This window comes from Lentzea californiensis, from assembly GCF_024648825.1.
Classification (GTDB): Bacteria; Actinomycetota; Actinomycetes; order Mycobacteriales; family Pseudonocardiaceae; genus Lentzea; species Lentzea californiensis.
This window is the reverse complement of the sequence record NZ_JANBBE010000022.1, coordinates 23,882-50,489: the sequence shown is the minus strand read 5'-3', so window position 1 is coordinate 50,489 and position 26,608 is coordinate 23,882. Positions and strand designations below refer to the sequence as shown.

General features: G+C 71.0%; 22 protein-coding genes. 8 read left to right on the top strand and 14 right to left on the bottom strand.

Annotated elements, in window-relative coordinates:
• The first annotated feature begins 33 nt into the window (after positions 1 to 33).
• Positions 34 to 3,600 carry a cobaltochelatase subunit CobN gene (gene cobN / locus LX88_RS42230; protein WP_258953364.1) on the top strand — a complete coding sequence of 1,189 codons (3,567 nt, stop codon included), beginning with the start codon at positions 34 to 36 and terminating at the stop codon, positions 3,598 to 3,600.
• A gap of 7 nt (positions 3,601 to 3,607) precedes the next feature.
• Here the strand turns inward: cobN and LX88_RS42225 are convergent, their stop codons facing one another.
• On the bottom strand, positions 3,608 to 4,336 hold the full coding sequence (locus tag LX88_RS42225) for a helix-turn-helix transcriptional regulator (protein ID WP_258953363.1): 729 nt from the start codon (positions 4,334 to 4,336) through the stop codon (positions 3,608 to 3,610).
• Between the two features lie 54 nt (positions 4,337 to 4,390).
• Here LX88_RS42225 and folE point away from each other — a divergent pair, with 54 nt between their 5' ends.
• Positions 4,391 to 4,939 (top strand): GTP cyclohydrolase I FolE, encoded by a 549-nt coding sequence (gene folE, locus LX88_RS42220; RefSeq protein WP_258953362.1) that lies wholly within the window; start codon positions 4,391 to 4,393, stop codon positions 4,937 to 4,939.
• Here the strand turns inward: folE and LX88_RS42215 are convergent.
• The gene (locus LX88_RS42215; RefSeq protein ID WP_258953361.1) at positions 4,927 to 5,442 is read right to left on the bottom strand and encodes an EF-hand domain-containing protein; all 516 of its coding nucleotides are present in this window, start codon (positions 5,440 to 5,442) and stop codon (positions 4,927 to 4,929) included. The genes folE and LX88_RS42215 overlap by 13 nt on opposite strands.
• 56 nt (positions 5,443 to 5,498) lie before the next feature.
• Positions 5,499 to 8,054 (bottom strand): ATP-binding protein, encoded by a 2,556-nt coding sequence (locus LX88_RS42210; protein WP_258953360.1) that lies wholly within the window; start codon positions 8,052 to 8,054, stop codon positions 5,499 to 5,501.
• Between the two features lie 280 nt (positions 8,055 to 8,334).
• On the opposite strand from LX88_RS42210, the gene LX88_RS42205 reads away from it, so the two are divergent.
• Complete coding sequence (locus tag LX88_RS42205) at positions 8,335 to 10,959, top strand: helix-turn-helix transcriptional regulator (RefSeq protein WP_258953359.1); 2,625 nt, start codon at positions 8,335 to 8,337, stop codon at positions 10,957 to 10,959.
• Here the strand turns inward: LX88_RS42205 and LX88_RS42200 are convergent.
• The 3 genes from LX88_RS42200 to LX88_RS42190 form a co-directional block, all read right to left on the bottom strand.
• A complete protein-coding gene (locus tag LX88_RS42200; RefSeq protein WP_372511535.1) occupies positions 10,913 to 11,311 on the bottom strand; it encodes a LapA family protein in 399 nt (132 codons plus the stop codon). The genes LX88_RS42205 and LX88_RS42200 overlap by 47 nt on opposite strands.
• A 48-nt stretch (positions 11,312 to 11,359) precedes the next feature.
• Complete coding sequence (locus LX88_RS42195) at positions 11,360 to 11,710, bottom strand: DUF742 domain-containing protein (protein WP_170176632.1); 351 nt, start codon at positions 11,708 to 11,710, stop codon at positions 11,360 to 11,362.
• A 216-nt stretch (positions 11,711 to 11,926) separates the two neighbouring features.
• Complete coding sequence (locus LX88_RS42190) at positions 11,927 to 12,850, bottom strand: anti-sigma factor RsbA family regulatory protein (RefSeq protein WP_258953358.1); 924 nt, start codon at positions 12,848 to 12,850, stop codon at positions 11,927 to 11,929.
• A gap of 102 nt (positions 12,851 to 12,952) precedes the next feature.
• On the opposite strand from LX88_RS42190, the gene LX88_RS42185 reads away from it, so the two are divergent.
• The gene (locus LX88_RS42185; RefSeq protein ID WP_258953357.1) at positions 12,953 to 13,774 is read left to right on the top strand and encodes a MerR family transcriptional regulator; all 822 of its coding nucleotides are present in this window, start codon (positions 12,953 to 12,955) and stop codon (positions 13,772 to 13,774) included.
• A gap of 17 nt (positions 13,775 to 13,791) precedes the next feature.
• On the opposite strand, the gene LX88_RS42180 is transcribed toward LX88_RS42185, so the two are convergent.
• From LX88_RS42180 to LX88_RS42165, 4 genes are read right to left on the bottom strand one after another with little or no spacing between them, the layout of a single operon-like run.
• Entirely contained in the window at positions 13,792 to 14,418 is a 627-nt protein-coding gene (locus LX88_RS42180; RefSeq protein ID WP_245983875.1) for a GTP pyrophosphokinase, read from the bottom strand.
• Between the two features lie 25 nt (positions 14,419 to 14,443).
• Positions 14,444 to 15,415: a D-cysteine desulfhydrase family protein gene (locus tag LX88_RS42175; RefSeq protein ID WP_258953356.1), complete on the bottom strand. Its 972-nt coding sequence runs from the start codon at positions 15,413 to 15,415 to the stop codon at positions 14,444 to 14,446.
• Positions 15,406 to 16,266, bottom strand: a complete 861-nt coding sequence (locus LX88_RS42170) for a TroA family protein (protein ID WP_258953355.1) — start codon at positions 16,264 to 16,266, stop codon at positions 15,406 to 15,408. Before LX88_RS42170 ends, LX88_RS42175 begins: the two co-directional genes overlap by 10 nt.
• The gene (locus LX88_RS42165; RefSeq protein WP_258953354.1) at positions 16,266 to 16,796 is read right to left on the bottom strand and encodes an NUDIX domain-containing protein; all 531 of its coding nucleotides are present in this window, start codon (positions 16,794 to 16,796) and stop codon (positions 16,266 to 16,268) included. Before LX88_RS42165 ends, LX88_RS42170 begins: the two co-directional genes overlap by 1 nt.
• A gap of 178 nt (positions 16,797 to 16,974) precedes the next feature.
• On the opposite strand from LX88_RS42165, the gene LX88_RS42160 reads away from it, so the two are divergent.
• Both LX88_RS42160 and LX88_RS42155 read left to right on the top strand, forming a co-directional pair.
• Positions 16,975 to 17,325 carry a hypothetical protein gene (locus LX88_RS42160; protein WP_143086986.1) on the top strand — a complete coding sequence of 117 codons (351 nt, stop codon included), beginning with the start codon at positions 16,975 to 16,977 and terminating at the stop codon, positions 17,323 to 17,325.
• Positions 17,326 to 17,412: 87 nt separating this feature from the next.
• Entirely contained in the window at positions 17,413 to 18,414 is a 1,002-nt protein-coding gene (locus LX88_RS42155; RefSeq protein ID WP_258953353.1) for a hypothetical protein, read from the top strand.
• Here LX88_RS42155 and LX88_RS42150 read toward each other — a convergent pair.
• A complete protein-coding gene (locus tag LX88_RS42150; RefSeq protein ID WP_258953352.1) occupies positions 18,404 to 19,747 on the bottom strand; it encodes an IucA/IucC family protein in 1,344 nt (447 codons plus the stop codon). The genes LX88_RS42155 and LX88_RS42150 overlap by 11 nt on opposite strands.
• A gap of 22 nt (positions 19,748 to 19,769) precedes the next feature.
• Between LX88_RS42150 and LX88_RS42145 the strand changes: the two genes are divergently transcribed.
• On the top strand, positions 19,770 to 21,209 hold the full coding sequence (locus tag LX88_RS42145; RefSeq protein WP_258953351.1) for an IucA/IucC family protein: 1,440 nt from the start codon (positions 19,770 to 19,772) through the stop codon (positions 21,207 to 21,209).
• 82 nt (positions 21,210 to 21,291) lie between these two features.
• Entirely contained in the window at positions 21,292 to 23,958 is a 2,667-nt protein-coding gene (locus LX88_RS44115) for an AfsR/SARP family transcriptional regulator (protein WP_308203494.1), read from the top strand.
• Positions 23,959 to 23,965: 7 nt separating this feature from the next.
• On the opposite strand, the gene LX88_RS42130 is transcribed toward LX88_RS44115, so the two are convergent.
• From LX88_RS42130 to LX88_RS42120, 3 genes are all read right to left on the bottom strand, one after another.
• On the bottom strand, positions 23,966 to 24,517 hold the full coding sequence (locus tag LX88_RS42130; protein ID WP_258953386.1) for a metallophosphoesterase: 552 nt from the start codon (positions 24,515 to 24,517) through the stop codon (positions 23,966 to 23,968).
• A gap of 148 nt (positions 24,518 to 24,665) precedes the next feature.
• A complete protein-coding gene (locus tag LX88_RS42125; protein ID WP_258953350.1) occupies positions 24,666 to 26,099 on the bottom strand; it encodes a WGR domain-containing protein in 1,434 nt (477 codons plus the stop codon).
• A 62-nt stretch (positions 26,100 to 26,161) separates the two neighbouring features.
• Positions 26,162 to 26,599 (bottom strand): hypothetical protein, encoded by a 438-nt coding sequence (locus LX88_RS42120; protein ID WP_258953349.1) that lies wholly within the window; start codon positions 26,597 to 26,599, stop codon positions 26,162 to 26,164.
• Positions 26,600 to 26,608: the final 9 nt, after the last annotated feature.

The following is a 26,608-nucleotide window of genomic DNA, read 5'->3' as shown; positions in this document are numbered from 1 at the left end:
TGGGGCGAGGACCCCACGAGGGATGGAGCCTGCGTGATCCTGCTGCTGTCGACTTCCGACACCGACCTGCTGTCGGCGCGTGCGAGCGGTGCCGACTACCGGCTCGGCAACCCCGCCCGGCTCACCGTCGACGACCTGCCCGCGCTGGTGGACGGCGCCGACCTCGTCCTCGTGCGCATCCTCGGCGGCCGCCGGATGTGGGAGGAGGGCCTCGACTGGCTGCTGGCCGGCGGCCTGCCCGTGGTCGTGCTCGGTGGTGAACAGCAGCCCGACGCGGCGCTGATGGAGCTGTCCACGGTGCCCGGTGGTGTCTGCGCGGAGGCGCACCTCTACCTCGCGCACGGCGGCCCGGCGAACCTCACCGAGCTGCACAAGTTCCTGTCCGACACCGTGCTGCTGACCGGCCACGGCTTCGAGGCCCCCGCCGCCACCCCCTCGTGGGGTGTGCTGGAACGGGAGACCCGGCCGGAAGAGGGCCCGACGGTCGCGGTGCTCTACTACCGCGCGCACCACGTCGCCGGGAACACGGCCTTCGTGCACGCCCTGTGCGACGCGATCGAGGCCAAGGGCGGCAGGCCGCTGCCGGTCTACTGCTCCTCGCTGCGCACCGCCGAGCCCGAGCTGCTCGACACGCTGCGCGAGGCAGACGCCCTGGTCGTGACGGTGCTCGCGGCCGGTGGCACGAACCCCGCCAAGGCGTCCGCCGGTGGCGACGACGAAGCGTGGGACGTCGGTGCGCTGGCCGCTCTCGACGTGCCGATCCTGCAGGGTCTGTGCCTCACGTCGAGCCGCGAGTCGTGGGACTCCAACGACGACGGACTGTCTCCTTTGGACACCGCGACCCAGGTCGCGATCCCCGAGTTCGACGGCCGGATCATCACGGTTCCGTTCTCCTTCAAGGAGATCGACTCCGACGGCCTCACGGTCTACGTCGCCGACCCGGAACGGGCGCTGCGCGTCGCGGGCATCGCGGTCCGGCACGGCCGTCTGCGCCACATCCCGGTCGCGGACCGCAAGGTCGTCGTGATGCTGTCGGCGTACCCGACGAAGCACTCCCGCATCGGCAACGCGGTCGGGCTCGACACGCCCGCGTCGACCGTCCGGCTGCTGAAGGCCATGCAGGAGCACGGTTACGACATCGGCGACGAGCTGCCGGGTGTGCAGGAGCTCGACGGCGACAAGCTGATCCACGCGCTGATCGCCGCCGGTGGCCAGGACGCCGACTGGCTGACGCAGGAACAGTTCGAGAGCAACCCGATCCGCATCGCCGCGGCCGACTACCGCGAGTTCCACGAGACGCTGCCCGACGAGTTCCGCGAGTCGATGCGCGAGCACTGGGGCGAGGCGCCGGGCTCGTTGTTCGTCGACTTCTCGAAGTCGAAGGACGGCGAGATCGTGCTGGCTGCGCTGCGGTCCGGCAACGTCGCGGTGATCGTCCAGCCGCCGCGCGGGTTCGGCGAGAACCCGATCGCGATCTACCACGACCCCGACCTGCCGCCGTCGCACCACTACCTCGCGGCGTACCGGTGGATCGAGTCGAACTTCGGCGCGGACGCCGTGGTGCACGTCGGCAAGCACGGCAACCTGGAGTGGTTGCCGGGCAAGACGGTCGGCATGTCGGCGTCCTGCGGCACGGACGCGGCGCTCGGCGACCTGCCGCTGATCTACCCGTTCCTCGTCAACGACCCCGGCGAGGGCACGCAGGCCAAGCGGCGTGCGCACGCCACGCTGGTCGACCACCTCGTGCCGCCGATGGCCCGCGCCGACAGCTACGGCGACATCGCGCGCCTGGAGCAGTTGCTCGACGAGTACGGGAACATCTCCGCGATGGACCCGGCCAAGGTACCGGCGATCCGCGCGCAGATCTGGACGCTGATCAAGGCCGCGAAGCTCGACCACGACCTGGGGCTCGACGACCGGCCCCACGACGCGGAGTTCGACGAGTTCATCCTGCACGTCGACGGCTGGCTGTGCGAGGTCAAGGATGTCCAGATCCGCGACGGCCTGCACATCCTGGGTGAGGCTCCCACGGGCTCCGTCCGCGTCAACCTCGTGCTCGCGATGTTGCAGGCACGGCAGATGTGGGGCGGTCAGGTCGCCGCGCTGCCCGGCCTGCGCGAGGCCCTCGGGCTCACGACCACGGGCCGTGAAGACGTCGACGCCGTGGAGGAACAGGCTCGCGTGCTCGTCCAGGCGATGGAGGACGCGGGCTGGGACCGTTCCGCCGCGGCGGGTCTGCACGAGTCCGAGGACGTGCGGAAGATCCTGGAGTTCGCTGCGGACGAGGTCGTGCCCCGGCTCGCGCGCACCACGGACGAGATGACGAACGTCCTGCACGCGCTGGACGGCGGCTACATCCCGGCCGGCCCGTCCGGTTCTCCGTTGCGCGGCCTGGTGAACGTGCTGCCGACCGGCCGCAACTTCTACTCGGTCGACCCGAAGGCCATCCCGTCGCGCCTGGCGTGGGAGACCGGCCAGGCGATGGCCGACTCGCTGCTGGAGCGCTACCGCACCGAGAACGACGGTGAGTGGCCGCCGTCGGTGGGCCTGTCGGTCTGGGGCACGTCCGCGATGCGCACCGCCGGCGACGACATCGCCGAGGTGTTCTCGCTGCTCGGCGTCCGGCCGGTGTGGGACGACCAGTCGCGCCGCGTCACCGGTCTGGAGGTGATCCCGCTGCAGGAACTGGACCGGCCGCGCATCGACGTCACGGTCCGGATCTCCGGCTTCTTCCGCGACGCCTTCCCGCACGTCGTGTCCATGTTGGACGACGCCGTGCAGCTGGTGGCCGCGCTGGACGAGCCCGCGGAGCACAACTTCGTGCGGGCGCACATGCTCAAGGACCTGGAAGAGCACGGCGACCAGCGCCGGGCCACGTTGCGCGTCTTCGGTTCCAAGCCGGGCGCGTACGGCGCGGGCGTGCTGCCGTTGATCGACAGCCGCAACTGGCGCGACTCGTCCGACATCGCCGAGGTCTACGCGGTGTGGGGTGGCTACGCCTACGGCCGTGGTGTCGACGGTGTGGCGGCGCGCGCGGACATGGAGTCGGCGTACCGGCGGATCGCGGTGGCGGCCAAGAACATCGACACCCGTGAGCACGACATCGCCGACTCGGACGACTACTTCCAGTACCACGGCGGCATGGTCACGATGGTGAAGGCGTTGACGGGCAAGGCACCCGCCGCGTACGTCGGTGACAGCACGCGCCCCGAGGCCGTCCGCACGCGCACGCTGACCGAGGAGACCTCGCGGATCTTCCGGGCCCGCGTGGTGAACCCGCGCTGGATCGGCGCGATGCGCAACCACGGGTACAAGGGCGCGTTCGAGCTGCAGGCGACGGTCGAGTACCTGTTCGGCTACGACGCCACGACCGGCGTCGTCGCGGACTGGATGTACGAGAAGCTGACCGAGAGCTACGTGCTCGACCCGGAGACCCGGAAGTTCCTGCAGACGTCGAACCCGTGGGCGTTGCACGGCATCGCCGAGCGCCTGCTGGAGGCGGCCGAGCGCAAGATGTGGGAGCACCCGGAGGAGTCCACTTTGGACGCGCTGCGGGCGGCCTACCTGGAGACCGAGGGCGACCTGGAGGACGGCGTCTAACCGATCTTCACCCGCCCGGCCCAATCGTTTCAACACGCGGGGTCCCCGCGTGCGGGTTGACCGCACGCGGGGACCCCGCGTGCGGGCCGGGAACACGATCGAGGCGGACGCAGCAGTGGGATGGTGACGGAGCGAGACGGGGGGTGTGGGTTGTCGGGGCGATGCCGTCGAGCAGGCCGCTGACCAGGCACAGGTTCATCCCGCACACCAGCTGCGTGTGCCGGTGCGCCAGGCTGTGGAACGGGCAGTTGCCCAGCAGGATCGAGCCGCCGTCCTCCCGCGGTTCGAAACCGAAGTCCGCCAACGCTTCCGCCACGCCGCCCGATGCCTGCGCCGCGAGATCCGCGCCCCACTTGTAGGCGCGCCGGTGGAGGATCTCGCGTGCCGGTTCGCCCGTGCTCTCGGCTTCCACCAAGGCGTCCGTGAGCAGATGGCTCGCGGCCTCGTACCGCCGGTCGGGCAGCGACACCTCGATCTGCTCCTCCGATCGCCGGTAGAGCTTCGCCGGCCGACCGGCTCCAGGCCCGCTGCGCCCGGTCCGCCGCTGGTGCACCACTGTGAGAAGGCCCATCTCGACCAGCTTGTCGAGGTGGAACGCGGCCGTCGTGCGGGCCAGTTCGACGGCCTGTGCAGCCTCGTCCTTGCTGATAGGAGACGTCTGGCGCACCACGAAGTCGTAGAGCCTGCGGCGGGTCGGTTCGTCGAGGGCCGCTACGGCGGCGACGGGGTCGGCCATCTCTAAAACCTACTCTTGTTGACTAAATTCGGCCACCGGTCCTACCGTGACGGCATGGACGTCGAAGCGGCGCAGCAGGCGGTCACGGACCTGCTCAAGGCGCTGGGCAAGGACCCGTACTCGGTGCATCTCGCCGACACCCCGCGCCGCGTCGCCGAGGCGTACGCGGAGATGCTGACCCCGCGCGCCTTCACCATGACGACGTTCCCCAACGACGAGGGCTACGACGAGCTCGTGCTCGCGCGCAGCATTCCCGTGCAGTCGTTGTGCGAGCACCACATGCTGCCGTTCCACGGTGTCGCGCACGTCGGATACCTGCCGGGCGAACGGATCCTGGGCCTGTCGAAGCTCGCGCGCGTCGTGGAGATGTTCGCGCGCGACCTCCAGGTGCAGGAACGGCTCACCCAGCAGGTCGCCGACTGCTTGCAGGACCGGTTGCGCCCCTTGGGGGTCGGCGTCGTGATCGAGGCCGAGCACATGTGCATGGCGCACAGGGGCGTGCGGGTCAGCGGCTCCCGCGCCGTCACGTCGGCGTTGAAGGGCGTGCTGCGGACGAACCCCGCGTCACGTCAGGAGTTCTTCACCCTCGTTCACGCGGCCTGAACTGGCCCGAACACGTAGGAGCCGGCGGCGTCGGGGTTGTCGCCCGCCCAGAACTCGGCCCACAGCGTCGTGAACTCGTTGCGCGACAACCTGCCGTCGCCGTCGAGGTCCAGCCTGGCGAAGTCGGTCGCCTCCGCGTGGCCGAGCCAGGCCTCGATCATCATCCGGTACTCCGACTCGGAGACGTAGTCATCGCTGTCCGAGTCCACGGCGCCGAACATCGCGTCCGCCGTCCCGAGGACCGGCTCGATGTTGTCCGGCAGCACGTCGACGACGTTCAGCACGTCGTCCAGGGTCACCTGGTCAGCGCCTCCCGCAGCCGACTGGAGAGTGGTCCACCAGCCCAGCATCACCTGCGTCAGCAGTTTCTCGTCGCTGCCGCGCAACGCCGCCCAGCGCTGGGCGAGCAGCTCGAAGTCCTCCTTGTTCAGGCAGCCGTTGCCGTCGGAGTCCATCGCGTCGAAGACCAGATCCACCTTGCTGCGCTGAAAGTCGCTCGCCATGCGCAGGACGATAGGCCGAATGCCGCAACGCGGGCCATCGGCTGAACGGGTCCGAACTAGTCCACGAACAGAGCATCGGCCAGGTGCAAACGGCCGGACACCCCCAGCTTCCGGTAAATGCCGGACAGCACGCCTTCTACCGCCGTCGGGGCCATGAGCAGCGTCGATGCGATCTCGTCGTCCGAACGGCCGCGCGCCGCCAGTTCCGCCACCTGGTGCTCTGTCGGGGTGAGCGCGGTCGGCCCGGTCTGCCGCATCCGCCGAGGTCCGGCGCTCGTCGCCACCAGTTCGGAGTAGGCGCGGGCGGCCATCGCGGCCGATCCGCACTTCTGCGCCAGGTCGACGGCGTCACGCAGGCACGTCCGCGCGAACGCCGTGTCGCCCTGGCGCCGCGCCACGACGCCGAGGTCCACCAACGCGCGCGCCAGTTCCAGACGGGCGGGGGAGGCGCGCAGCACCCGTACGGCCTCTTCCAGCAACGTCCGCCCGGCTGTTCCCGCGGTCACCCTGCCCTCCGCGCGCAACGCCATGCCCAACGCCCTCGGCGCGCCCCAGACGCGGGCGAGCGCCACCTCCTCCTGGGCGAGGTCGCGCGCCCGTTCGCCGTCGCCCATCGCCGCGCAGGCCAGTGCCGCTCCGGAACGCCACGACAGCGCCGCCGGGTTGCGGTACGGCCAGGCGGCGCAGTGCCGTCCGGCGGCCAGGAACGCTTCCAGGGCGTCGTGGTCGTCGCCTCGCGCGGTCAGCACGCGGCCGCGCACGGTCAGCACACCGCCGAACGACCACGTGCGCCGCGCCTCGTCCGTCGAGGCCTTGGCGATCACTGCGGCGGCCTCGTCCAGACGGCCCTCCTCGAGCAGGATGTCGGCGAGCAGCGCGGCGTGCCAGGTGGAGACGGCGTGCCAGCGCCGGTCCTGCCGCAGGTGGCCGGCCGCCACCTCCAGGTCGGCGCGGGCGGAGGTGAGATCTCCCTTGCGACGCTGGACGTTCGCGCGCATCACGTTCGTCAGTGCGCGCAACGCCGGTGCCTGCGCCCGGTCGACCTCGTCCAGCACGGCCAGCGCCTCGTCCAGCGAGTCGGCCAGGTTCAGGGTCATCGCGGACGTCAGCGCGGCGAGAACGCCGTCGGGGGAGACGAGCCGGACCGCCTCGGTGGCGCTGATGTCCCCGACCATCACGTGGTGCAGCACCCCGGCGGGGGTGTCGAGCGTGACGACCGATGGCACGGCTTCCTGCCACACCAGCCCATGCACCGCCAGATGTGCTCGTGCGGAAGCGGGTCCACGAGACAGGACCGCCGGGATCTCGGCGGGACTGCCTTCGGCGTGCAGGGCGTAGGACAACGCGACTGCGGAGTCTGCGTCGTTCACATCGGACTGGAACGCCTCGCGCAACCGCGCCGTCGCGCCGGGCAGGTCGCCGACCAGCTCGGCGATTCCCAGCAGCCGCAACGCCCGGGACGGGTTCGCCACCGGTTCGCGCAACGCCCGCCACAGCAACCGCGCGGCACCGGCCGTGTCGCCGTGGTTGACCGCCTCCTGCGCGGCCCGGTCGAGCACCTCGCCCGCCCACGGTTCCAGGCCCGGCGAGGTCTCCAGCAGGTGGTCGGCCACCGCCCGGTCCGAGGCGCCGTGCGTCCGCAACGAGCGTGCGGCCCGCAGGTGCAGCTCGGCCCGTGCCGCAGCGGGCATGTCGCCGAGCACCGCGGGCCCGGCCACGCCGAGCAGTTCGACTGTGTGGACGGCCTCGGCGAGCTCCACCGGGCTCAGCCGCGTCAGCTCGGCCAGCACGCCGGGGTGCGGGGACGGCCCGAGCGCGGCCAGGCAGTGCGCCGCGGTCACGACGGAGGCGGAGCGGCGGCGCAGCCTGGCCGCCATGATCTCGCCGGACACCTCCGCGCCGTGCCGGGCCACCCGCCAGGCGGCCTCCGCGGTCGGCGGGACCTCGTCCTCCACCAGGGCCCTGACGAGCCGGGTCACCGCCAGCGGGTTGCCGCCGGTCGCGTCGAAGCAGGCGGCCGTGAACTCGGGCGCGGCCTCGCCCAGTGCCGCCGAGACGAGACGGTCCGTCTCGGCGGAGGTGAGGTTGTCCAGCGTCACCCGCTGGCACGAAGCCATGATCTCGTTGAACGAGGGGTCGTCACATCGCTCGCCCAGGCCCACGGCCAGCACCACGGCGATGCGCAGCCGCTGCACCCTCAACGCCAGGTAGGCGAGCCAGCGCAGGGACGCGGCATCGGCCCAGTGCGCGTCGTCCACGACGACGAGCAGATCGCCCCGTGCGGACAGCGCCGCGGCGAGCCGGTAAACGCCGTGCAGCACGGGGAAATCGGCCGTCATCGCGGTGAGCCGCAAAGCGCCCGCCGCCTCCGCGGGCACGAGATCGGAATCGACCAGATCGAACAGCTGGGCCACGATCCCGAACGGAAGATCGCTTTCCAATGCACTTCCGCGCGCTCGCACGACCTGCCTGCCGGACGTTTCCCAGCGCGCGGCCAGCTCGTCCAGGGCCGCCGTCTTCCCCGTGCCGGGTGCGCCTTCCACCACCGTGGTCGTGCCCGGCACCGCCTGATCACCGATTCCGGCGCACCACACTTTCAGCCGGTTTTCCAAGATCTCTCCACAATCCGCCGCTGAAAGCTCAGCGGAATTGATGCTATGAGAAAGCGCTCCACTTGCCCAGGTAAAGCTTCCTGAGCTGTGGCCGTCTCAACAGGATGAAGGCCCGTATGATCCCGCGGGCTACTACTCGAATGGGTAGCGTCAAGTCCGGCGACTGCGCTTCGGGGTCGTCCCAACGGCGTAGGGGGGCCGCTCGGGGCTGGTCGCGATGCTGGTCGTTGTGGTAATGCACCGCTTGTTCTCCGCCGCCGCGGAGCGAAAGGAAGAATGGGTGTCGGGGAATCGGGACGGGATGTTCCGCGGCCGTGAGGGAGAACGGGAGCTCCTGAACGGCGTGCTGGACACGGGCACCGGTGTGGTGCTGATCGATGGCGAAGCGGGCACCGGCAAGACGCGGTTGCTGGCCGAGATCGCCGCCGTCGCCGCCGGCCGCGGCTTCGAGGTCGCGACCGCGCAGGACGAGCTCGACCAGCCGTTCCTGTTGGCCCGCCTGGCAGAACGCCGGCCCGGCGGTCCCGCGCTCGTCGTGCTGGACGATCTCCACCTGGCCGAGCCTGGCACCCTGGCCGCGCTGCGCGCTCTGTTACCCGCCTCCACCCACGAGAAGGTGGTGTGGCTGCTCGCTCGCCGCCGCGGCGAGGGCACGGACCGCCTGTTCGGCGCCGCGGCCCAGCGCGGTGCCACCAGGATCGAGCTGCGGCCGCTGGCGGACGACGTGGTGGAGGACCTCGTCACCGACCTCGCGGACGGCGTTCCCGACCACGACCTGAAAGCGCTTGCTTCCACCGCCCAGGGCAATCCGGCCGCGTTGATCGCGCTCTTCCGGGCCCTGCACGAGGACGGCCTGGTGCTGGCCGGCGCCGGGCAGGCGTCGATCAGGGCCGACCGGCCACCGCACCGCACCGAGGCGTTGCTGCGCGAGGGCGTCGGCGCGTTGAGCGGCGGGGCGAGGCACCTGCTGCAGGTCGCCGCCGTGCTCGGCCCGCGCTTCGAACCCGGTGACGTCGCGGAGATGCTGGCGTCGAGCACCGCGATCCTGCTGCCCGCCCTGGACGAGGTCATCCGCGCGGGTGTCGTGACGACTCTGGAAGACAGGCTGGCGTTCCGGCACGAACTGCTCTGGCGCCTGGTCTCCGACTCCGTGCCCCCGCCCGTGCGGCGCGCGTTGCACCGCGAGGCCGGCGAGATGCTGCTGGGGCGCGGCGACTCCGCCGTCCTCGCCGCGAAGCACCTGCTGCACGGTGCCCAGCGCGGCGACGCCCGGTCGATCGACGGGCTGGTCGCGGCCGCGAAAGCCGTGCTGTGGAACGCTCCCGAGGCCGCCGCCGAACTCGCTGTGCGCGCGCTCGAACTGACCGACCAAGCGTCTGCTTCGCTGGTGCACCGCACGGTCATGGCGGTGCGAGCGCTCACCGCGGCAGGCCGGCTCACCGCCGCGCAGGCGCTGGCGCAGGAGGCCCTGTCCGGTCAGGTCGCCCCGGAGCCCGCGGCCAAACTCCGGCACTGCGTGGCCACGACGACGTTGCTGGGAGCCAGGTACGCGGAGTCGCTGGAGATCTCCGAGGCGTTGCTGCGCGAACCCGACTTGGCGCCGGAACTCGCGCCCTGGGTGGAGATCACCCGGCTGATGGCGTTGCTCGGCCACGACCGGCGCCGCGCGGAGGAGCTGGCCGAGGCCGTCGTGCGCACTCGCCAGAGCGCGCCGGACGACGTGCTGGCAACGGCTTTGGCCGTGCTGGCGGCGATCGCGCGCGACACCGGCCGGCCCGGCACCGCGCTGGAACTGGCCAGGGAGGCCGCGCGGTCGAGCACCTCGCACGACCTCGGCGCGTACCCGCAGCTGCTGCTCGCGACCCTGCTCGCGGGGCTGCGGGAGTTCGCCGACGCCGGCAACGTGGTGCGGCGGGTCCGCGGCGGCCCGTCCGCGGTGGTGACCAGGGGGGTCATGACCGCGGTCGTGCAGGCCCGGATCCTGTTGCAGGCGGGGCGGATCGAGGAGGCCGCGGCCGAGGCCCGCGCCGCGCTGGCCGTGGCGGAGGAGACCGGGCACGAGGCGGTGGTCGCGCCGGCGCTGGCGGTGCTGGCGATGGTCGCGATCCACACCGGCGACCTGCCCGCGGCGCTCGAGCACGTCGAGCGCTGTCGAGGCCGGGTCCCAGCCGACGGCGTCCTCTTCTCGCGCGCCTACTACCAGTGGACCGATGTGCTCGTCACCTACGTCGGTTCCGGGCTCGACCAGGCGCTGGCGCTGCTCGGCGCCGAGTACCTAGGCCTGGTGTCGTCGGGACTGTTCGCTGAGGAACCCCGCGCCGCCGGCTGGTTCCTGCGCCGTGCGCTGGAGGCGGGGGACGAGCGGCTGGCGAACGCCGTCGTGGACCACGCGGAAAGGCTGGCGCACGACCATCCGGGGTTCCCGGCGATCGGCGCGGCCGCGGTCCACGCGCGCGGCCTGCTCGACGGTGACGCGAAGTCGCTGGAACTGGCCGCGCGGGAACACCGGGACCTGTGGGCGCGCGCGAACGCGTCCGAGGACCTCGGTGTGCTGCTCACGGCCTCGCCGGACCGGTCGGAGTCGGTGAAGGCGCTGGAGGCCGCGCTCGGGCTCTACCGGGAGATCGGCGCGTCACGGGACAGCGCGCGCGTCCTCGGCCGGTTGCGCAAGCTCGGCCGGCGCCGCAGGACCGCTCCGGCGCGGCCCGAGTCCGGGTGGCCCAGCCTGGACGACACGGAACGGGCCATCGCCAACCTGGTGGCCAAGGGTCAGACGAACCGGCAGATCTCCACGCAGCTGTTCATGTCGCCGCACACGGTGAACTTCCACCTGCGCAAGATCTTCCGCAAGCTCGGGATCAGCTCTCGCGTCGAGCTGGTGCTGAGGTCGAGGGACGACCGGTGACCGGCACGGGCCGCTTGGCCTGACGCCGCAGCTGCAGGATCCGGGCGGCGCCGACGACGGCGACCAGCAGCGCGCCGCCGATCGCGCCGAACAGCAGCGCCACGCCCAGGGGCAGGCTGAACTGACCCCACAGGAAGTGGATCGTGGCGTTGCCGCCGTTCTGCAGGATGAAGACCAGCAGGAAGATCAGCACGACGATCGCCACGAGCACGGCGATCCAGGTGCCGCTGATCCGGGTGGGCCGCAGCTTCTTCGGTGCGGCCACCGGCGCGGGCGGTGCGGCGGTCGGCGGAGCGGCCGGGATGGGTTCGGTGACCGGTGTCTTCGGGGTCTCGTCGCTGAAGGTCGCCACAGTCAGAATTATCGGCGACCAGGGGTGATCCCGCGCGCTGGCGAACGGTTACAACTTGCGCAGCCCGGACAGCACGCGTTCGAGCAGCGCGACGTTCGGCTGGGCGCTCGGCTCGTGCACGGCGACCAGGTTCAGCGTGATCAGGTCGCTCAGCAGCACCCGCGTGACGCCGAGCGGGATCTTCATGAGCGCCGAGATCTCCGCGACCGACCGCGGCTGCAGGCACAGCCGCATCATCGCGGCCTGGTCGTTGGTCGCGCGGTGGAGCCGGTCCTCTTCGGTGGAGAGCAGCGTTTCCAGGCGCAGGTCGTGGCGGGCCGTGGTGCGGCCGCCGGTGCGGGCGTAGGGACGGATGAGCGAGCTGTCCCTGGCGGGGCTGTTGTTCTGATCTTCTTGCACAGGCCACTCCGGTGGCGGTTCCGGTGGGCGTTGGCGCAACGGTTGCTGACGAGGCAGTTGTTGCGTCTCCGAGCCGTTGAAGTCTTCACTTCCGTCGGTGCGCAGCCGTCTACGGGTCGCCGGAGACCCGAAACGCGCCCCCGTGTAACCGATTTCCGTCGCTTCCTCGTCGTGCACGTGCCCAAGCTATAACGAAGACGCCCAAATGTATGTGGATCACGTTGCCTTTTTGTCAGTCAGGTCGAATCTGACTTGGATTGCAGTGCCCGAGGACGTCGTTTGGGTGCGCACGAGGTCCGCCAAACGGTTGACGAGCAACAGACCGCGACCGCCCGGTTCGTTTGCGTGAACAGGGGTCCGGCCAGCCAGAACATCCGTGATGTGCCCGTTGTCGTTGACTTGGCAAACAATACTTTTGCTTTCCGACCACACGCGGACCGTGCTCTCGCCGCCGCCGTGCCGCACGCTGTTCGTCGCGAGCTCGGTCACGGCGAGCGTGAAGTCGTCGACTCGATCATGAGCCAGCCCCAGCTTGGCGGCCTGCTCACGGGCGAACGCCCGCACCGCCGCCATCGCGCCGGCACCGACGGAGGTGCTTGCCGCGTCGGACGGGATCGTCAACGGTAGTGAGTGGGCGGCCACGACGACCCGCGCGGGGTGGAAGTGGTCGCTGGGGCGGTGGCCGCTCGCGTCGATCACGACCGGGTGGGTCTTCTCGGCGTCGGCCAGGATGTCGTGGGTGAGGGCTGTGGTGCTGTAGGGGCACAGGATGCTCAGGTCACGTCCGCTGAACGCGTAGTTGACCAGCGCCTCGTGCAGCGTGCACGCCGGGTACTCGACGTCGGTGCGCAGGTCCCACACCGGCTCGCTGATGATGCGGACGGCCCCGCGGTGCCGGTCGGCGAACGCGCGGAGCTCCGGGATGATCCGGCCGGGGTTGCGGCCGGTGTCCGTCATGTCGAGGAACGTGACGAGGTGGGCGAAGCCGCTGAGCGCTTCCTCGAGGAGCTGGAGGTTCCTGCCCGGTACCGCCACGGCGACGGGTTCGGCGCTCGCGAGGCCCTCGACGACGAACGGGACGGTCCCGTCGATGTAGGACTCCTCGTCGGAGTAGAACAGCGCCGGATGTGCGAACGTCATGTGCCACCTCTCGTCAACGTCCCAGGGTGCGCACCCGGAGCGTTGTTCAAACCCATCATTTCTTGACCCTCACACCGTGTCAGCCCCTACACAGGAGCAGTCATGTTCACCATCGGAGACTTCGCCCATCTGGGGCGCGTGTCGGTGCGGATGCTGCGCCATTACGACGCGGTCGGCCTGCTCCCGCCGGCGCACGTCGACCCGTCCAGCGGCTACCGCTTCTACACCGCCGCCCAGCTGCAACGACTCAACCGCCTGGTCGCGTTGAAGGACCTCGGTCTGACGCTCGAGCAGGTGCGTGTGGTGCTCGACGAGAAGCTTTCCGTCGAACAGTTGCACGGCATGCTTTCGTTGCGGCGGGCCGAGCTGCGGCAGCAGATCCTCGCGGACGAGTCGCGGCTGCGCCGGGTCGAGGCACGTCTCCGCGCCATGGAAAGAGAAGGCGCCATGCCCACCGACGAGATCGTCGTGAAGCCCGTCCCCGCAGTCCGGGTCGCCCGCCTGACCGCGACCGCCGCGTCCTACGGACCCGAGGACATCGGCCCGGTCATCCAGCCGCTGTACCCGGAGCTCTTCGAACGCCTCGGCCGCGCCGGGGTCGCGCCGTGCGGCCACGGCATCGCGACCTACGAGTCCGCCGAGGGCGACCAGGTCGTCGTGCGGGCCGGAGTGACCGTGGCCGTCGAACCGTCCGCCGCCTACGACTTCGAGGTCGTCGACCTGCCCGCGCTGGCCGAGGCGGCGACCATCGTGCACCGCGGCGCGATGGACGACGTCGACACCTCCTACCAGGCCGTGGCGGCGTGGATCGAGGCGCACGGGTACCAGCAGAACGGGCTCGCCCGCGAGGTGTACCTGAACTACGGCGAGGGCGACCCGGCGGACTGGGTGACCGAGCTGCAACTGGAGATCACCAAGCCGTGATCGGGGGATGATCGCGGTCAGTCCTGGTGGATGCGCCGGTGGAGGGACTCCATGCGTTCGTCCAGCTGCGCCGCGATCATCGCCGTCGACATCAGCTCGCCCACGAAGTCCGCGGGCGGGCTGTCGTCGTACTTGTAGAACAGCTTGTGCTCCAGCGTGGCCCAGAAGTCCATGGCGATGGTCCGCAGCTGCACCTCGACCTTCACGTGCTCGACCCGGTCCGACAGGAACACCGGGATTCGCACGATCAGGTGGAGACTGCGGTAGCCGTTCGGCTTCGGCGCGGCGATGTAGTCCTTGGTGTGCAGGATCTCCACGTCGTGCTGGCGCGCGAGCATCGCCTTGACCCGGTAGACGTCCGAGACGAACGGGCAGATGACCCGCACGCCCGCTATGTCGTCGAGCCAGTCGCCGATCGAGTCGAGGTCGAGCGGAAAACCCTTGCGCTGCAGCTTCTCCAGGATGCCCTCGGGCTTTTTCACCCGATTGGTGATGTGCTCGATCGGGTCGTGCTGGTGGACCGAGTCGAACTCCTCGCTCAGGATGCGGAGCTTCGTCATGAGCTCCTCGATCGCGAACTTGTAGACGAGCAGCCGCCGTTCGAGGTCGCGGAGCAGGCCCAGGTCGTCGGCGAGGTCGGTCACCACACCAGAGTACTGATCACGCTCGTCAGAACTGCGCGACCGCCTCGGGGGCGTAACCGTAGAAGCCGGGAAGACCACCTGTGTGGAGGAACACGACCGGCACGTCGCTGCGCGGCGCGATCTCGCGGAACTTCACCGCCGCCTTGCCGGTGTAGACGGGGTCGAGGATCACGCCCTCGGTCTCGGCGAAGAGCTTCAGCACGTCCCACATCTCCGGCGTGGGCACGCCGTAGCCGGGTCCGATCGTGTCGTCGGTGACGGTGAGGTGGCCGAGTTCCGGGGCCGGCTCGCCGAGGAGGGCGGCGGCGTCCGTGGCGAGGGTGCGGAGTTCCTGCTCGGCGTCCGCGGCGGTGTGCGACACGCTCGCGGCGTGAACGGTGCCGCGCCAGCCCAGGAGTTCGGTGCCGAGCGCCACGCCGGCCGCCGTGGCGCCGCTGCCGTCCGGCACGACGATGGTGGCGTTGTCGATGCCGCGTTCGTCCAGCTGCCCGACGAGCTCGACGGCCGCCGCGACGTAACCGAGCGTTCCCAGCCCGTTCGAGCCGCCCACGGGCAGCGTGACGGCCTTGTCGTGGTTGACCTTCTCGTACGTCCGCACGGTCTCGTCGGCGTCCGCGCAGACGTGCACGTTCGCCCCGAACATGTGGTCCAGCACGACGTTGCCGGACCGCTCGTACGCGGCGCCCGTCATCGGCACCTTGGCCGTGAGCACCAGTTCACAGCGCAGCCCGAGCTTCGCGCAGGCCGCCGCGGTCTGGCGGCCGTGGTTGGTCTGCAGCGCGCCGAACGTGATGATCGTGTCCGCGCCCTGCTCGATCGCCTGGCCGAGCAGGAACTCGAGTTTGCGCAGCTTGTTGCCGCCGGCGCCGAGGCCGTTGACGTCGTCGCGCTTGATCAGGACCGGCGGGGCGCCGAGTGTCGCCGCGAGCCTGGGCGCCTCCTCCAACGGGGTCGGCCAGGTGCCCAGGGAGACTCGGGGGAACGCGCTCAGATCCATGGGGCGAGTTTAAGTGCCTCGTTCCCGGAGGGTTCTGCTCCGATGCCGTGCAGGACGTGGGCGAGGACCTCGATGCCGCGCACCACTCGTGGACCCGGCCGGTTGAAGTAGGCCGGGCCGTCCAGCACCCACGTCTCCGGCAGGTTCTGGGCGGGGAGCTCCCGGAGCGTCCGCTCGGGCGGGAAGCCGCACGGCATGAGCAGCACCACGTCCGGCGCCGCGTCGTGGACCGCCTGCCACGTGATCGGCCCGGTGTGCTCGCCCCTCCCGGCGAGCAGCGGGACGCCGCCGGCGGCCTCGACCTGCTCCGGCACCCAGTGCCCGGCGGGCCAGCACGGGTCGAGCCACTCGATCGCGGCCACGCGCGGGCGGACGAGCTCCCCGGTCTGCCGCTCGACGTCGGCGACCCGCCGCCGGAGTGCGGCGATCCTGTCCGCGCTGTCGACGCCGAGCACGTCGCCCACGGTCTTCAGGCAGCCGAGCACGTCGTCCAATGTGGAAGGTTCGAGGCTCAGCACGACCGGGCCGGCGTCCATCATCCGGACGGTGTCGGTGACCCTGCGGTAGGAGATCGCGCAGACGTCGCAGAGGTCCTGGGTGAGGATCACGTCCGGCTCGAGGTCGTGCAGCAGGTCCGCGTCCAGGCCGTAGAGCGACGACCCGTGGTGGACCGTCGAGTTGATCTCCCTGCTGCTCAGGGCGTCCTGGTCGATGCCGGTGCTCGTGACGACGGGAACGCCTGCCACCTCGGCGGGCCAGTCGCACTCGTGGGTGCGTCCCACAAGCTGCCCGGCGAGGCCCAGTTCGGCGACGATGTCGGTGGCCGCGGGCAGCAGCGAGACGATCCGCATCAGACCTCCCTGCCGAACTCCGCGTACCGCGTGGAACCGCTCTCAAGGGCCGCCAGGGCGAGCGTGAGGCGGCGGTGCAGTGACGGGTAGATGCGGGGCTTCGCCTCGTCCAGCGTCAGGTACAGCACGCCTTCCAGTTCGGGATCGCACGCCACGGCACCGTCCACGACACCACCGTCGAACACGAACTGGTGGCAATCGCGCCAGACCCCGTTGCGCGGCGTCCAGTCGACCACCAGCAGCGGCCCCAGAGCCACCGGGAGACCGAGCTCCTCCCGGATCTCCCGCAGCGCCGCGGCCTTCGGCGACTCGTCGTCCTCCGTCATGCCACCGGGGATGTCCAGCACCGCCTTGTACGTCGGCACGACGAACAGCACGCGTCCGGTGGAGTCGCGGATCAGCGCCCCGCCCGCGCAGGTCTTGGTGGGCCGCCGGGACGCCACTCCGGGCACGTGCTCCAGCTCGGCCGGACCCTCGTCCAGAACATCGGCGGCGAATGATGCGGGGTCTCCCGCGTGCAGTGCGGACACGAGCCGATGATCACACCACAGGGTGAATAGTGCACGCCCTGTACGCGGGGTTTCGCGCTGGTGAGCGGATGTGCGGAAGATGACGGCCTGCGACGAAACGTTCGGGGAGTACGCTTGGCCCTGTAACTCCGTGCGATCAATCGCCGATGTCCAGGCAACATCGGTGGAGGTGACGCCAATGGGGGCAACCGGTGCCGCCAAGCGCAGACATGACGGTGGATCGGCCCCGTGGTCGGTGGTCGGACTGACTGTCGTGTTCGTCGTGGTGGCCCAGGTCCAGTTCGCCATCGCGGTCGCGGAGTCGGTCTGGTGGCCGGCCGTGGTCGGGGTGTTGCTGCTGGCAGCGGCGGTCGCGTTCGTCAAGACGGCGCGCAGGCTGCGTTGGGAGGACAGCGACTCGTACGAGGCACCGCCCGAGGTGGCCATGCCGCTTCCGGCAGAGCACTACGAGAGCCACGTCGACGCCGACGGAAGCCTGGCACGCGCGGTCGGCGAAGTCGTCCACGCGTCACGGCGCTGGCGGGCCTGACAGCCTCACAACGCGGAGACCGGGCCACGGGGTGGTCCGGTCATGCCGCCCTGTCCAGGCGTCTCCCCCCACCCGCGGAATGGATCCATGCCGACGTCTGCCGAGTGGCTCGAAGTGCGCGCTCACCTGCTCGAACACCGTCACGCGCTGGCGCTCGAGGCCGTCGCCGAGTACCCGGACGTGCCCAGGGTCGCCGGTACGCCGCTGCTCACGTCGCCGGACTGGATGCCCGCCGGGCCGATCCCGCTGGCCGGCCTCTCGCTGGAGTTGACGGCCTCCGCCGCGTTGCCCGTGGTGGCCGCCTCGCAGCTGCCCGACGGGTTCGGCAGCTACTCGGAGGCGATGGCGGCGCTCGCGGCGCCGGCCGTGTTCCAGAACCGCGAGACCTACCGGCTGCTCGGCTTCACCGGGCGGCACCTGACGTTCGGGCTCGGCAGCTACTTCGACGGCATCGACGTGGGCGAGGCCTGCGCGCACGAGTACGCGGCGCGGGTCGCCGGGCTGCCGTTGCGCTCGGCGGTCGGTGATCCGTGCGATCCCCGGCGGCGGCCGGTCAACGTCGCCATCAGCACGCTCACCCTGCGGCACGACGAGGTCTCCGGCGAGGCGACGTTCTTCCTGCACTGGCGTGACCCGAAGCGCGTCGGGCACGCGGGCGGCATGTTCCAGGTGCTGCCGGTCGGGGTGTTCCAGGGTTCGTCCGAGGCCGATTTCTCGTTGTGGCACTGCATGATCCGCGAGTTCGCCGAGGAGATGCTCGGGGCGGAGGAGATCCACGACGCCGACTACGCGGCCTGGCCGTTCGCGCAGCGGCTCACGGAGGCGGCCCGCGTGTTCTACCTCGGCATGGGCGTGGATCCGCTGACGTTCGCCACCGACATGCTGACCGTGGCGGTGATCGGGGCTTCGCGGTTCGACGAGCTGTTCGGGGACCTGGTGTCGCACAACGACGAAGGCCAGGTGCTGCGCGGACTCCCGTTCACCGCTTCGAACGTCGAGCGGTTCGTGCACCAGGAACCGACGCAGGCCGCCGGTGCCGCGCTGCTGTCGCTGGCCTGGCAGCACCGCGCGGAGCTGCTCAGGGCCTGAACGGGTTCGGCAGGTAGGCCCACTTCGTCGTTTCCGGGTCCAGGCGCATCAACGTGAGTGGCTTGGCGGGCAAGGGATCGTGCAACAGCGCGTGCCGGTCCGGCGTGTCCGGGACGGTACGTGCCACCACGTCCCACAGGTCGGCGGCCGGGGCGTCGAGCGCGTCGACCAGCCCGGTCAGCGCGGTCGCGAAGAACGTCGCGAACGTCTTGGCGCGCAACGCCTCTGGGTTCGCGTGCAGGCGTTCGGGCAGACCGGCGCGCGGGCTGACGCGGATGTCGGCGAGGTCGCGGTAGATCACCCGGCTCGGCCTGCCGCCGACCAGGCCGACCAGCAGGTTCTGCTCGTGCGCCTCCAGGGCCACCCCGCGTGCGAGCAGCGTCATCAGCGGCGGCACGGTCAGCTCGGCGAACTCCGCGAGCCAGCCGATCGGGTCGGTGATCGGCGCGCCCCTCAGCGCGGCCAGGGGCAGCAGCGTCTCACCCTCGTGTGGCACGGGTCTGTCGCGCAGGATCACGCCGAGCCGCCGGTCGGGTTCGCCGTCGGTGAGCACGGCGGCCGATGCCCGGTTGTGCTGCAGTTCGATGCCCTCGACAGCCCCGTCCAGGAAGTCGGAGACCGTCGTCGCGGTGGCGATCGAGCCGCCGGAGATGTCCCGCACGGCCGAGGTGATCTGGGCGCTCAGCGTCGTTTTGACGTGCCAGGCGCCGGCCGAGAGCGTGCGCAGCGCCATCAGCGGGCTCGCGTCGAGGGTGCCGGCGGTGGTCACGCCCAGCCGGTCCGCCTGCCAGGGGTGCACCGGGAGCAGGATCCGCTCGCCGTCGCGCAGCTCGTCCGGCCAGTCGCCGAACACCACGTGCCGTGCCGCGGGGTGCAGCCGCAGCGGCACGACCGGGCGGTGCTCGGGGCCGTACGCGAGGTGGTCGGCGGCGGTGAACCCGGTGCGGTTGCGGCAGCACGGGTGCAGCGGATGGCCGTCGACCACGCTCTGTTCGTGCTCCTCCAGCGACCTCTGCGCGAACGGGGTCGTGAGCGGGCTCGCCGTGCGGGACAGGGCCAGTCCGGCCACGCTGCAGGCGACCTCCGTGATCAAGCTCTCCGACCGGGGCCAGCGCAGCGCGGTGAGGAGGTCGACCGGGTGGGAGTACCCGGCCGGATCAACGCTGACCTGCGGCAACGGCTCGATCGCGAACGCCCGGCGCAGGCGCGCGAGGATCGCCGCACGGGCTCCGGGTAGCGCCGCGATGAACCTTTCGGCGCGTGTTCCGTCCAGCGCGGCGGCGAACTCGGACTCGACCGGTGTTTGCGTCAGAATGATCTGATCCTGACACATCGCCGGAGGGAAGCGGACACCGGTGGAATCGAGCACTGACCCCGACGGCATCACGACGACGGCGCTGCTGAACTGCCTGCGCCGTGAGGTGGGGGAGTGGGCGGACGGCACGCTCCGGCTGCCCCGCACCGGCACGCTGCTGCGCGTGCGGGAGGGGCGCTGGCTGTCGGACCCCGAGGTGTTCACCGGTTCGTGGCAGCCGTTGTCGTGGCACGAACTCGCCGTGCTCGTCACGAAGGAGCTCGGCGACCCGCCGGTCGGCTTCCTGGACGAGATCGCGGGTTCGCGGTCGGCCATCGCCGCCGTGCTCGACGCCCGCACCGCTCCGCCCGCCGATCTCTACCGGCGCTCCGAGCAGGCGCTGGTCGCCGGCCACCGCTACCACCCCGCGCCGAAGGGCCGCGGCGGCCTTCCCGCGCAGGAGTGGCTGCCTTATTCGCCCGAGGTGCACGCGAGCTTCTCGTTGGCACAGCTGGAAGGCTCGTTCGTCGACGACGGCGAGGTGCCGCTGCCCGCCGGTGTTCTCCCCGCGCACCCGTGGCAGCTTTCGTTGCTGGGGCTCGAAAGTCCGGTGTCCGGGCCCGAGGTGTGGCCGACGTCCTCGGTGCGCACGGTGTACGACCCGGCGGCCGACCTGTTCTACAAGTTCAGCCTCGACGTGCGGATCACCAACGACGTGCGCCGGTTGTGGGCGCACGACCTGCGCTGGATCCCGCCGCTCGCGCGACTGCTGAGGCCGGTGTTCGCGGACATCGCCTCGGCGTTCCCCGGCGCGGCCTTCCTGATCGACCGCGGCTACCGGACGTCACCGGACTCCTTCGAAGGCCTGGCGGTCGTGGTGCGCGACGGCATCCGGCAGCACACGCTTCCCGGCGTGACACCGTTGCTGGCGGCGGGAATCAGTGAGGGCTTCGAGGGCAACCCGTTGGACGGCTTGGACTCCAATGGTGCGCTGCGCTGGTTCCGGCAGTACGTCTCGGTCGTCGTTCCTCCTGTGCTGCACGCGTTCTTCGCGCACGGCGTCGTGATGGAGTGCCACCTGCAGAACGTCGTGGTCGGCGTCGACGCCGAGGGCATGCCGGTCCAGGCGATCTACCGCGATCCCGAGGGCATGCGGCTGCTGCCTCGCCATGCCGAGCTGCTGTCCTCGATGGACGGCCAGGACGGTTCGCGGGGAGTGTCCGAGGCGAAGGGGTGGGAGCGACTGCAGTACTGCCTCGTCGTCAACCACCTGATCGAGATCGCGGGTGCGGTGCAGCAACGGCACCCCGGCCTGGACGTGTGGGCGGAGGCACGGTCCGTGTTCGTCGCGTACGCGAGAGATCACGGAAGTGACCAGGTCATGTCGTTGCTGGAGAGCAGGTTCGTGCCCGCGAAGGCGAACCTGCTGCTGCGCTGGACGCGTGCGGAGGGCGCGGCGAGCCGGTACGTCGACTGCCCGAACCCGTTGTACCGGAGCTAGCTGACCGGACGTACTCGCACCGGCACGGCAACCTGGACGCTCGCTGCCGCGTGAAGGTTCCGTGCTGTGTCTTCTGGGAGAAGTGAGTGCGGGAGCGGTGGACCTGGGCGCGCCCAGGCAGCGGTGCGTCCTCGCCGCGCTCGCGGTCGACGCCGGCAGGGTCGTGCCGGTCGACCGGCTGGTCGAACGCGTCTGGGGTGCCTCCGCGGCGCCGCGGGCGCGCACGACCTTGCACAGCTACGTGTCCCGGTTGCGCCGGGCGGTGGCCGCGATCGGGGGCCTGGCGATCGAGCACCGGCCGGGCGGGTACGTCCTGCTCGGCGACGAGATCGACCTGCTGAAGTTCCACGACCTGCGCGCACGTGCCCGAGCCGGGGACACGGCCGGGTTGCTGACCGAGGCGCTGGCGTTGTGGCGGGCGGAGGCGCTGACCGGCCTCGACGGCGAGTGGGCGCGCGAGGAACGCGACCGGCTGGAACAGGAACGGCTGGCGGCCTCGCACGAGCTGGTCGACGCGCGGCTGGCGGTCGGCGGGGGCGGGGAACTGGTGGCCGAGCTGGCCGCACGGGTCGCGTGCCACCCGTTGAACGAACGCGTGGCGCACCAGTACCTGCTGGCGTTGCACCGGGCCGGCCGCGGCACCGACGCGCTGGAGCACTACCGGCGCATCCGGGAGCGGCTGCGGGCGGAGCTGGGCGCCGAACCCTCGGTCGCGCTGCGCGAGCTGCACCAGCGGATCCTCGCCGCCGATCCCCGGCTCACCGCGGCACCGCCGCTCCCGGTGGTGCCGCGCCAGCTGCCTTCGGAGCCTGCCACGTTCGTCGGCCGCCACGAGGAACTGGACCGCCTCGACGCCGCCGTCACCGGCACCGTGCTCATCTCGGCGATCGCGGGCACCGGCGGGATCGGCAAGACCAGCCTCGCGTTGCGCTGGGCACACCGCAACGCCGGCCGGTTCACCGACGGCCAGCTGTTCATCGACCTGCGCGGCTTCTCCCCGGCGGAGGAGCCGATGGACGCCGGTGAGGCGCTGGGAGGCCTGCTGCACGCGCTCGCCGTCGAACCGGGCCGCATCCCCGCCGACGTCCAGTCCCGTTCGGCGTTGTTCCGCTCCCTGGTCGCGGGCAGGCGGATGGTGCTGGTGCTGGACAACGCGGCGAGCACCGACCAGGTCGTGCCGCTGCTGCCCGGCTCCGAGCGGTGCACCGTGCTCGTCACGAGCCGCAACCGGTTGCCCGGCCTGGTCACCCGGTACGCGGCCGAGCACCTGGTGCTGAGCGAGCTCGCCGACGCCGACGCCCGCGCACTGCTCGCCCGCCGGCTCGGCGCCGGTCGCCTGGAGGCCGAACCGGAGGCCGCCGGCCGGCTGGTCGCGCTGTGCGGCGGGTTCCCGCTGGCGCTGAGCATCGTCATCGCCCACGCCCAGATCCGCCGCGGCCTGCCGCTGGCGGTCCTCGCCGCCGAACTGCGCGACGCCGTCATCGACGTGCTCGACAACGAGGAGCCCTCCGCCAGCCTGCCCGCCGTGCTGTCGTGGTCGTTGCGCGCCCTGTGCCCGCGGCAGCGCGACGCGTTCGCCCTGCTGGGCACCGTTCCGGGCCCGGACATCGGCCTGGCCGCCGCGGCCTGCCTCCTCGACGTCACACGGACACGGGCCAGACAGGTGCTGAGCGCCCTGGAAGGGGCTTCCCTGCTGTGCCAGGACGTTCCAGGCCGATGGCGGATGCACGGCCTGGTCCGCGCCTACGCCGCCACGGTCGCCCAGGACCTGCCGGCCCTCGTGCGGGAGGAGGCAACGCGCCGGGTGCTCGGCCACTACCTCGAGGCCGCGCGGGCGGCGGACCGGACCATGGACCGGCTCCGCTTCCCGCCGCCGATCGACCACGTCGTCCCCGGCACGCACGTCGACCCGGTGCCGGACGACCAGGCGGCGCAGGCGTGGTTCGAGGCCGAGTTCGCGTGCCTGGTCGCCGCCCAGCAGTCCGCACTCGACCAGCGCAGCCACGCCGTCGCCTGGCTGCTGGCGTGGCACACGACCACGTTCATGGCGCGCCGAGGCCTCGTGCACGCCCGGCTCGCGATGTGGCGGGTCGCCGCCGAAGCGGCCGGGCACCTGCGGAACGCAGCCGTTCTCGCCAGCACCGAACACATGACCGGATCCGCCCACGTCGTCCTCGGGCACCACGAGACCGCCGTCGAACACCTCCACCGCGCACTGGCCTTGGCCGATCCCGTTCACCTGGCCGGAGTGCACTACTCGCTCGGCGTCGCCTGGGGGCCTAGGGACGCACGGCAGGCGTTCAAGCACGCCCGCCACGCGCTCGCCATCTACCGCGCGATGGGTGCGCGGGAGTGGGAAGCGCGCACGCTCGCCCAGATGAGCTGGCTCACGGCGTTCCTGGGAAGGCTCGACGCGGCCAGGAGTTTCAGCCGTGTCGCACTCGCCCTGCACCGCGAACAGGGGTATCGGACGGGGGAGGCGACCATGCTCGCGTGCCTCGGTTTCGTCGCGCACGAGAGCGGCTGCTACGAGGAATCCGTTGAGCACTATGAACAAGCCATCGCCGTGGTGCGGGAACTGGGGCACCTGCACGGCCTCGCGGACGGCCTCGAACGCATGGGCCACACCCTCGTGGCGCTGGGCCGGCACCCGCACGCCGAGGCCGCCTGGCGGGAGGCGCTCGGCATCTACCTCCAGCGCGGCATGGAGGCGGAAACCCAACGCGTACAACAACTTCTCGCCGGATGAGAAGAACTCAGGCTTTCGCCGATGCCCCGTGCGCCACGGCATCGTCGAAGACCAACGGCTGCCACGCACTGGCACCGCTGCGGCCGTGGCCCGGATCGACGCCGACGAACATCCGCCCGCCGACCCGCACTCGCACGTGCCGCGCCTGCCAGTCGACGGTGGCACGCTGCCGGATCCGCCCGTCACACGTCCACCTCCGGTCGCCGAAGTGGACGACCGTGGAGTGCCCCGCGGATCTGCCCGAACGGCAGATCCGCCGCCTCCGTGACGGTGGCCGGTTCGCCCAGACACCCTGCGGTGGCGAGGGATCGGGCCAGAAGGCCTCGGAGCCGGGCAGGTATTGGGCCTCGTGGTTGCCCACCAGCTGCACCCAGCCCGTGCCGAGCCGCTCGCGGACCGCGTGGAGCACGCCGAGGCTGTCCGGTCCGCGATCCACCAGGTCACCGACCTGGATCACGACCAGGCCGGCACCCAGTTCCCGGAGCGCTCGCCGCAACTGGTCCGCGTGCCCGCCCACAACACCGATGGCGGCATCCTGGCCATGTCCATCCCCTGCGATCCACGCTACCTTCGCGGTCGCTGGTCAGGTGGGGGACGACCGTGGCGCGCTTCTGGTTCCCCAGCGGTGGAATGCCTCAGTGGCAGGAAGCTTGGCAGGCAAGGCGTTTCGCGATCCCGTCCACCAGTCGGTGCGCTTCTCCGGCCGCTCAGAGGAGGCGCTTGATCTCTCCCCTCGCCCGGTAGAAGCCGCCGCTCGCCGAGGTGTGGATCTCGGTCACCAGGTAGCGCGCACCGGGCACCCGGATGTCCTTCGGGAACTGCACGGCGCGGGAGCGGTCGTAGCCGTCGGAGATCACGCGGACGCGCATGCGGCCGCCTTCCTGCACGCACTCCACCACCACGCCGCCGGACGGAACCGCGCTCGCCACCACGGTCTCCACCTCGGCCGTGGCCTCGACGCGCTGCCAGTGGTCTGCCTTGATGTCGTTGCGCTGCGGCACTTCGCCCTGCTCCGCCGCGTGGATCGCCGCGGGGCTTGCGTCGATGCACGCCAGCGAGCCGTCCGTCGTGACGATGTAGAGGCGCTCGTCGCGGTACTGCATGGAGAACGCGGAACCACAGCCCGTGCCGAGCTTCCACAGGCGCGTGCCGTCGGCCGCGAAGCAGTACACCGACGAGTGGTTGTCGCCGGCGAACACGTAGTCGCCGCCCGGCGAGGTGGCGCACGAGAAAACCGCCGCGTCGCAACGATAACGCGCGGTCTCTGCTCCGGTGGCGCGCGACAGCCGGTGCACCCACCCACGGCTCGTGCCCGCGAACACCTCCGTGGGCTCCTGCCAGCCGAACAGCACCGCACCCGTCGTTTCGGCGTGCCACACCGGATCGCCGGTGCGCGCCGCGTAGTGCGTGACGCCTCGGGAGTGCCCGTGGAAAGCGCCCTCCGGCGCACACCGCACCATCCACGCGCTGTCGCCCGCGCTGCGGCGCGACCACTGGAACTCGTCCTCGTGGTCGACGATCGTGATGCCGCCCTGCCGATCGGACACGCCGAGCACGCCGTCGTCGATGTCGAGCCAGTAGATGTCGACGTCCGTGGCGATCTCGTACGCGACGCGCGGAACCTTGCCGCCCAGGTCGTACACGCGCCCGTCGTCACAACCGGCGTAGATCCAGAAGTCGTCGGCGACGATGCACTTCACGCCGTCCGGTAAGCCGTAGCGCCCGGTGACCCGGCCGTCGTGCGCGAGCGTGAAGACGTCACCGCGCTCGTTGCCGACCCAGGCCTCGTCCTCGCCGATGAAGATGCCGAACGCGGGCGCACCGGAGTGGAACCGCCACAGCACAGGGGCTTGCCGTGCACTGGACTGCACGCTCGCGATCTCGCGCCGGGTGATCGCCCGCCGCTGCCGCCCGCCCTTGACCGCCGGCGCGTAGCCCTTGCGGACCTTCTCGCCGATCTTCTTCTCGGCGGCGCTCACGGCCTTGGCCTCGTCGGCGAACGTGGACTCGCGCGTCGAGCCCCGCTCACCGATGCGGCCGAAGGTGATGCTCACCCTCGTGCCGTCGACGACGACCTCGTAGAACTTGTGCGCGCTTCCGCTCGACTCGGACAGCTCCAGGTACGTGGTGGCAGCAGCCACGGTCCTCCCCCTCGCGTTGATCAGCTGAAACGACCGTAGCAAGGGGGTCTGACAATTCCGGTTCAGCCGTTCGCGAGCCCGGTGCGGAACCAGTCCGGCATCTGCTCGTCGGACCGCGGGAACCAGTCGTGCTCCGTCGCGAAGTCGTCCGCCGACGGCGCCTCGTCGAACTTCGGGTCCTCGTTGCGGTTGTAGGTGATGCTGTACCTGCCGGGCGGGTCGAGGACGTACTCGAACTGGATGAACGAGCCGAGCCCTTCGACGTACATGCCCTTGCGCAACTGCTGGAACTTCCGCCACGCGTCCGGCGGGAACGACCAGCCGCGCACGGTGCCGTCCGGCATCTTCACGCCCGTGTCGGCCTCGCTGTGCATGCCGATCATCTTGACGCGCACCACCAGGCGCACCCAGCCGTGCGGCAGGGTCGGCAGGATCTCCTGGGTGATCTCCGCGAGCTTCTCCTGCTGCTCGGTCGGGCTGAGCGCCGGCCAGTTCGCCATGGTTGTTCG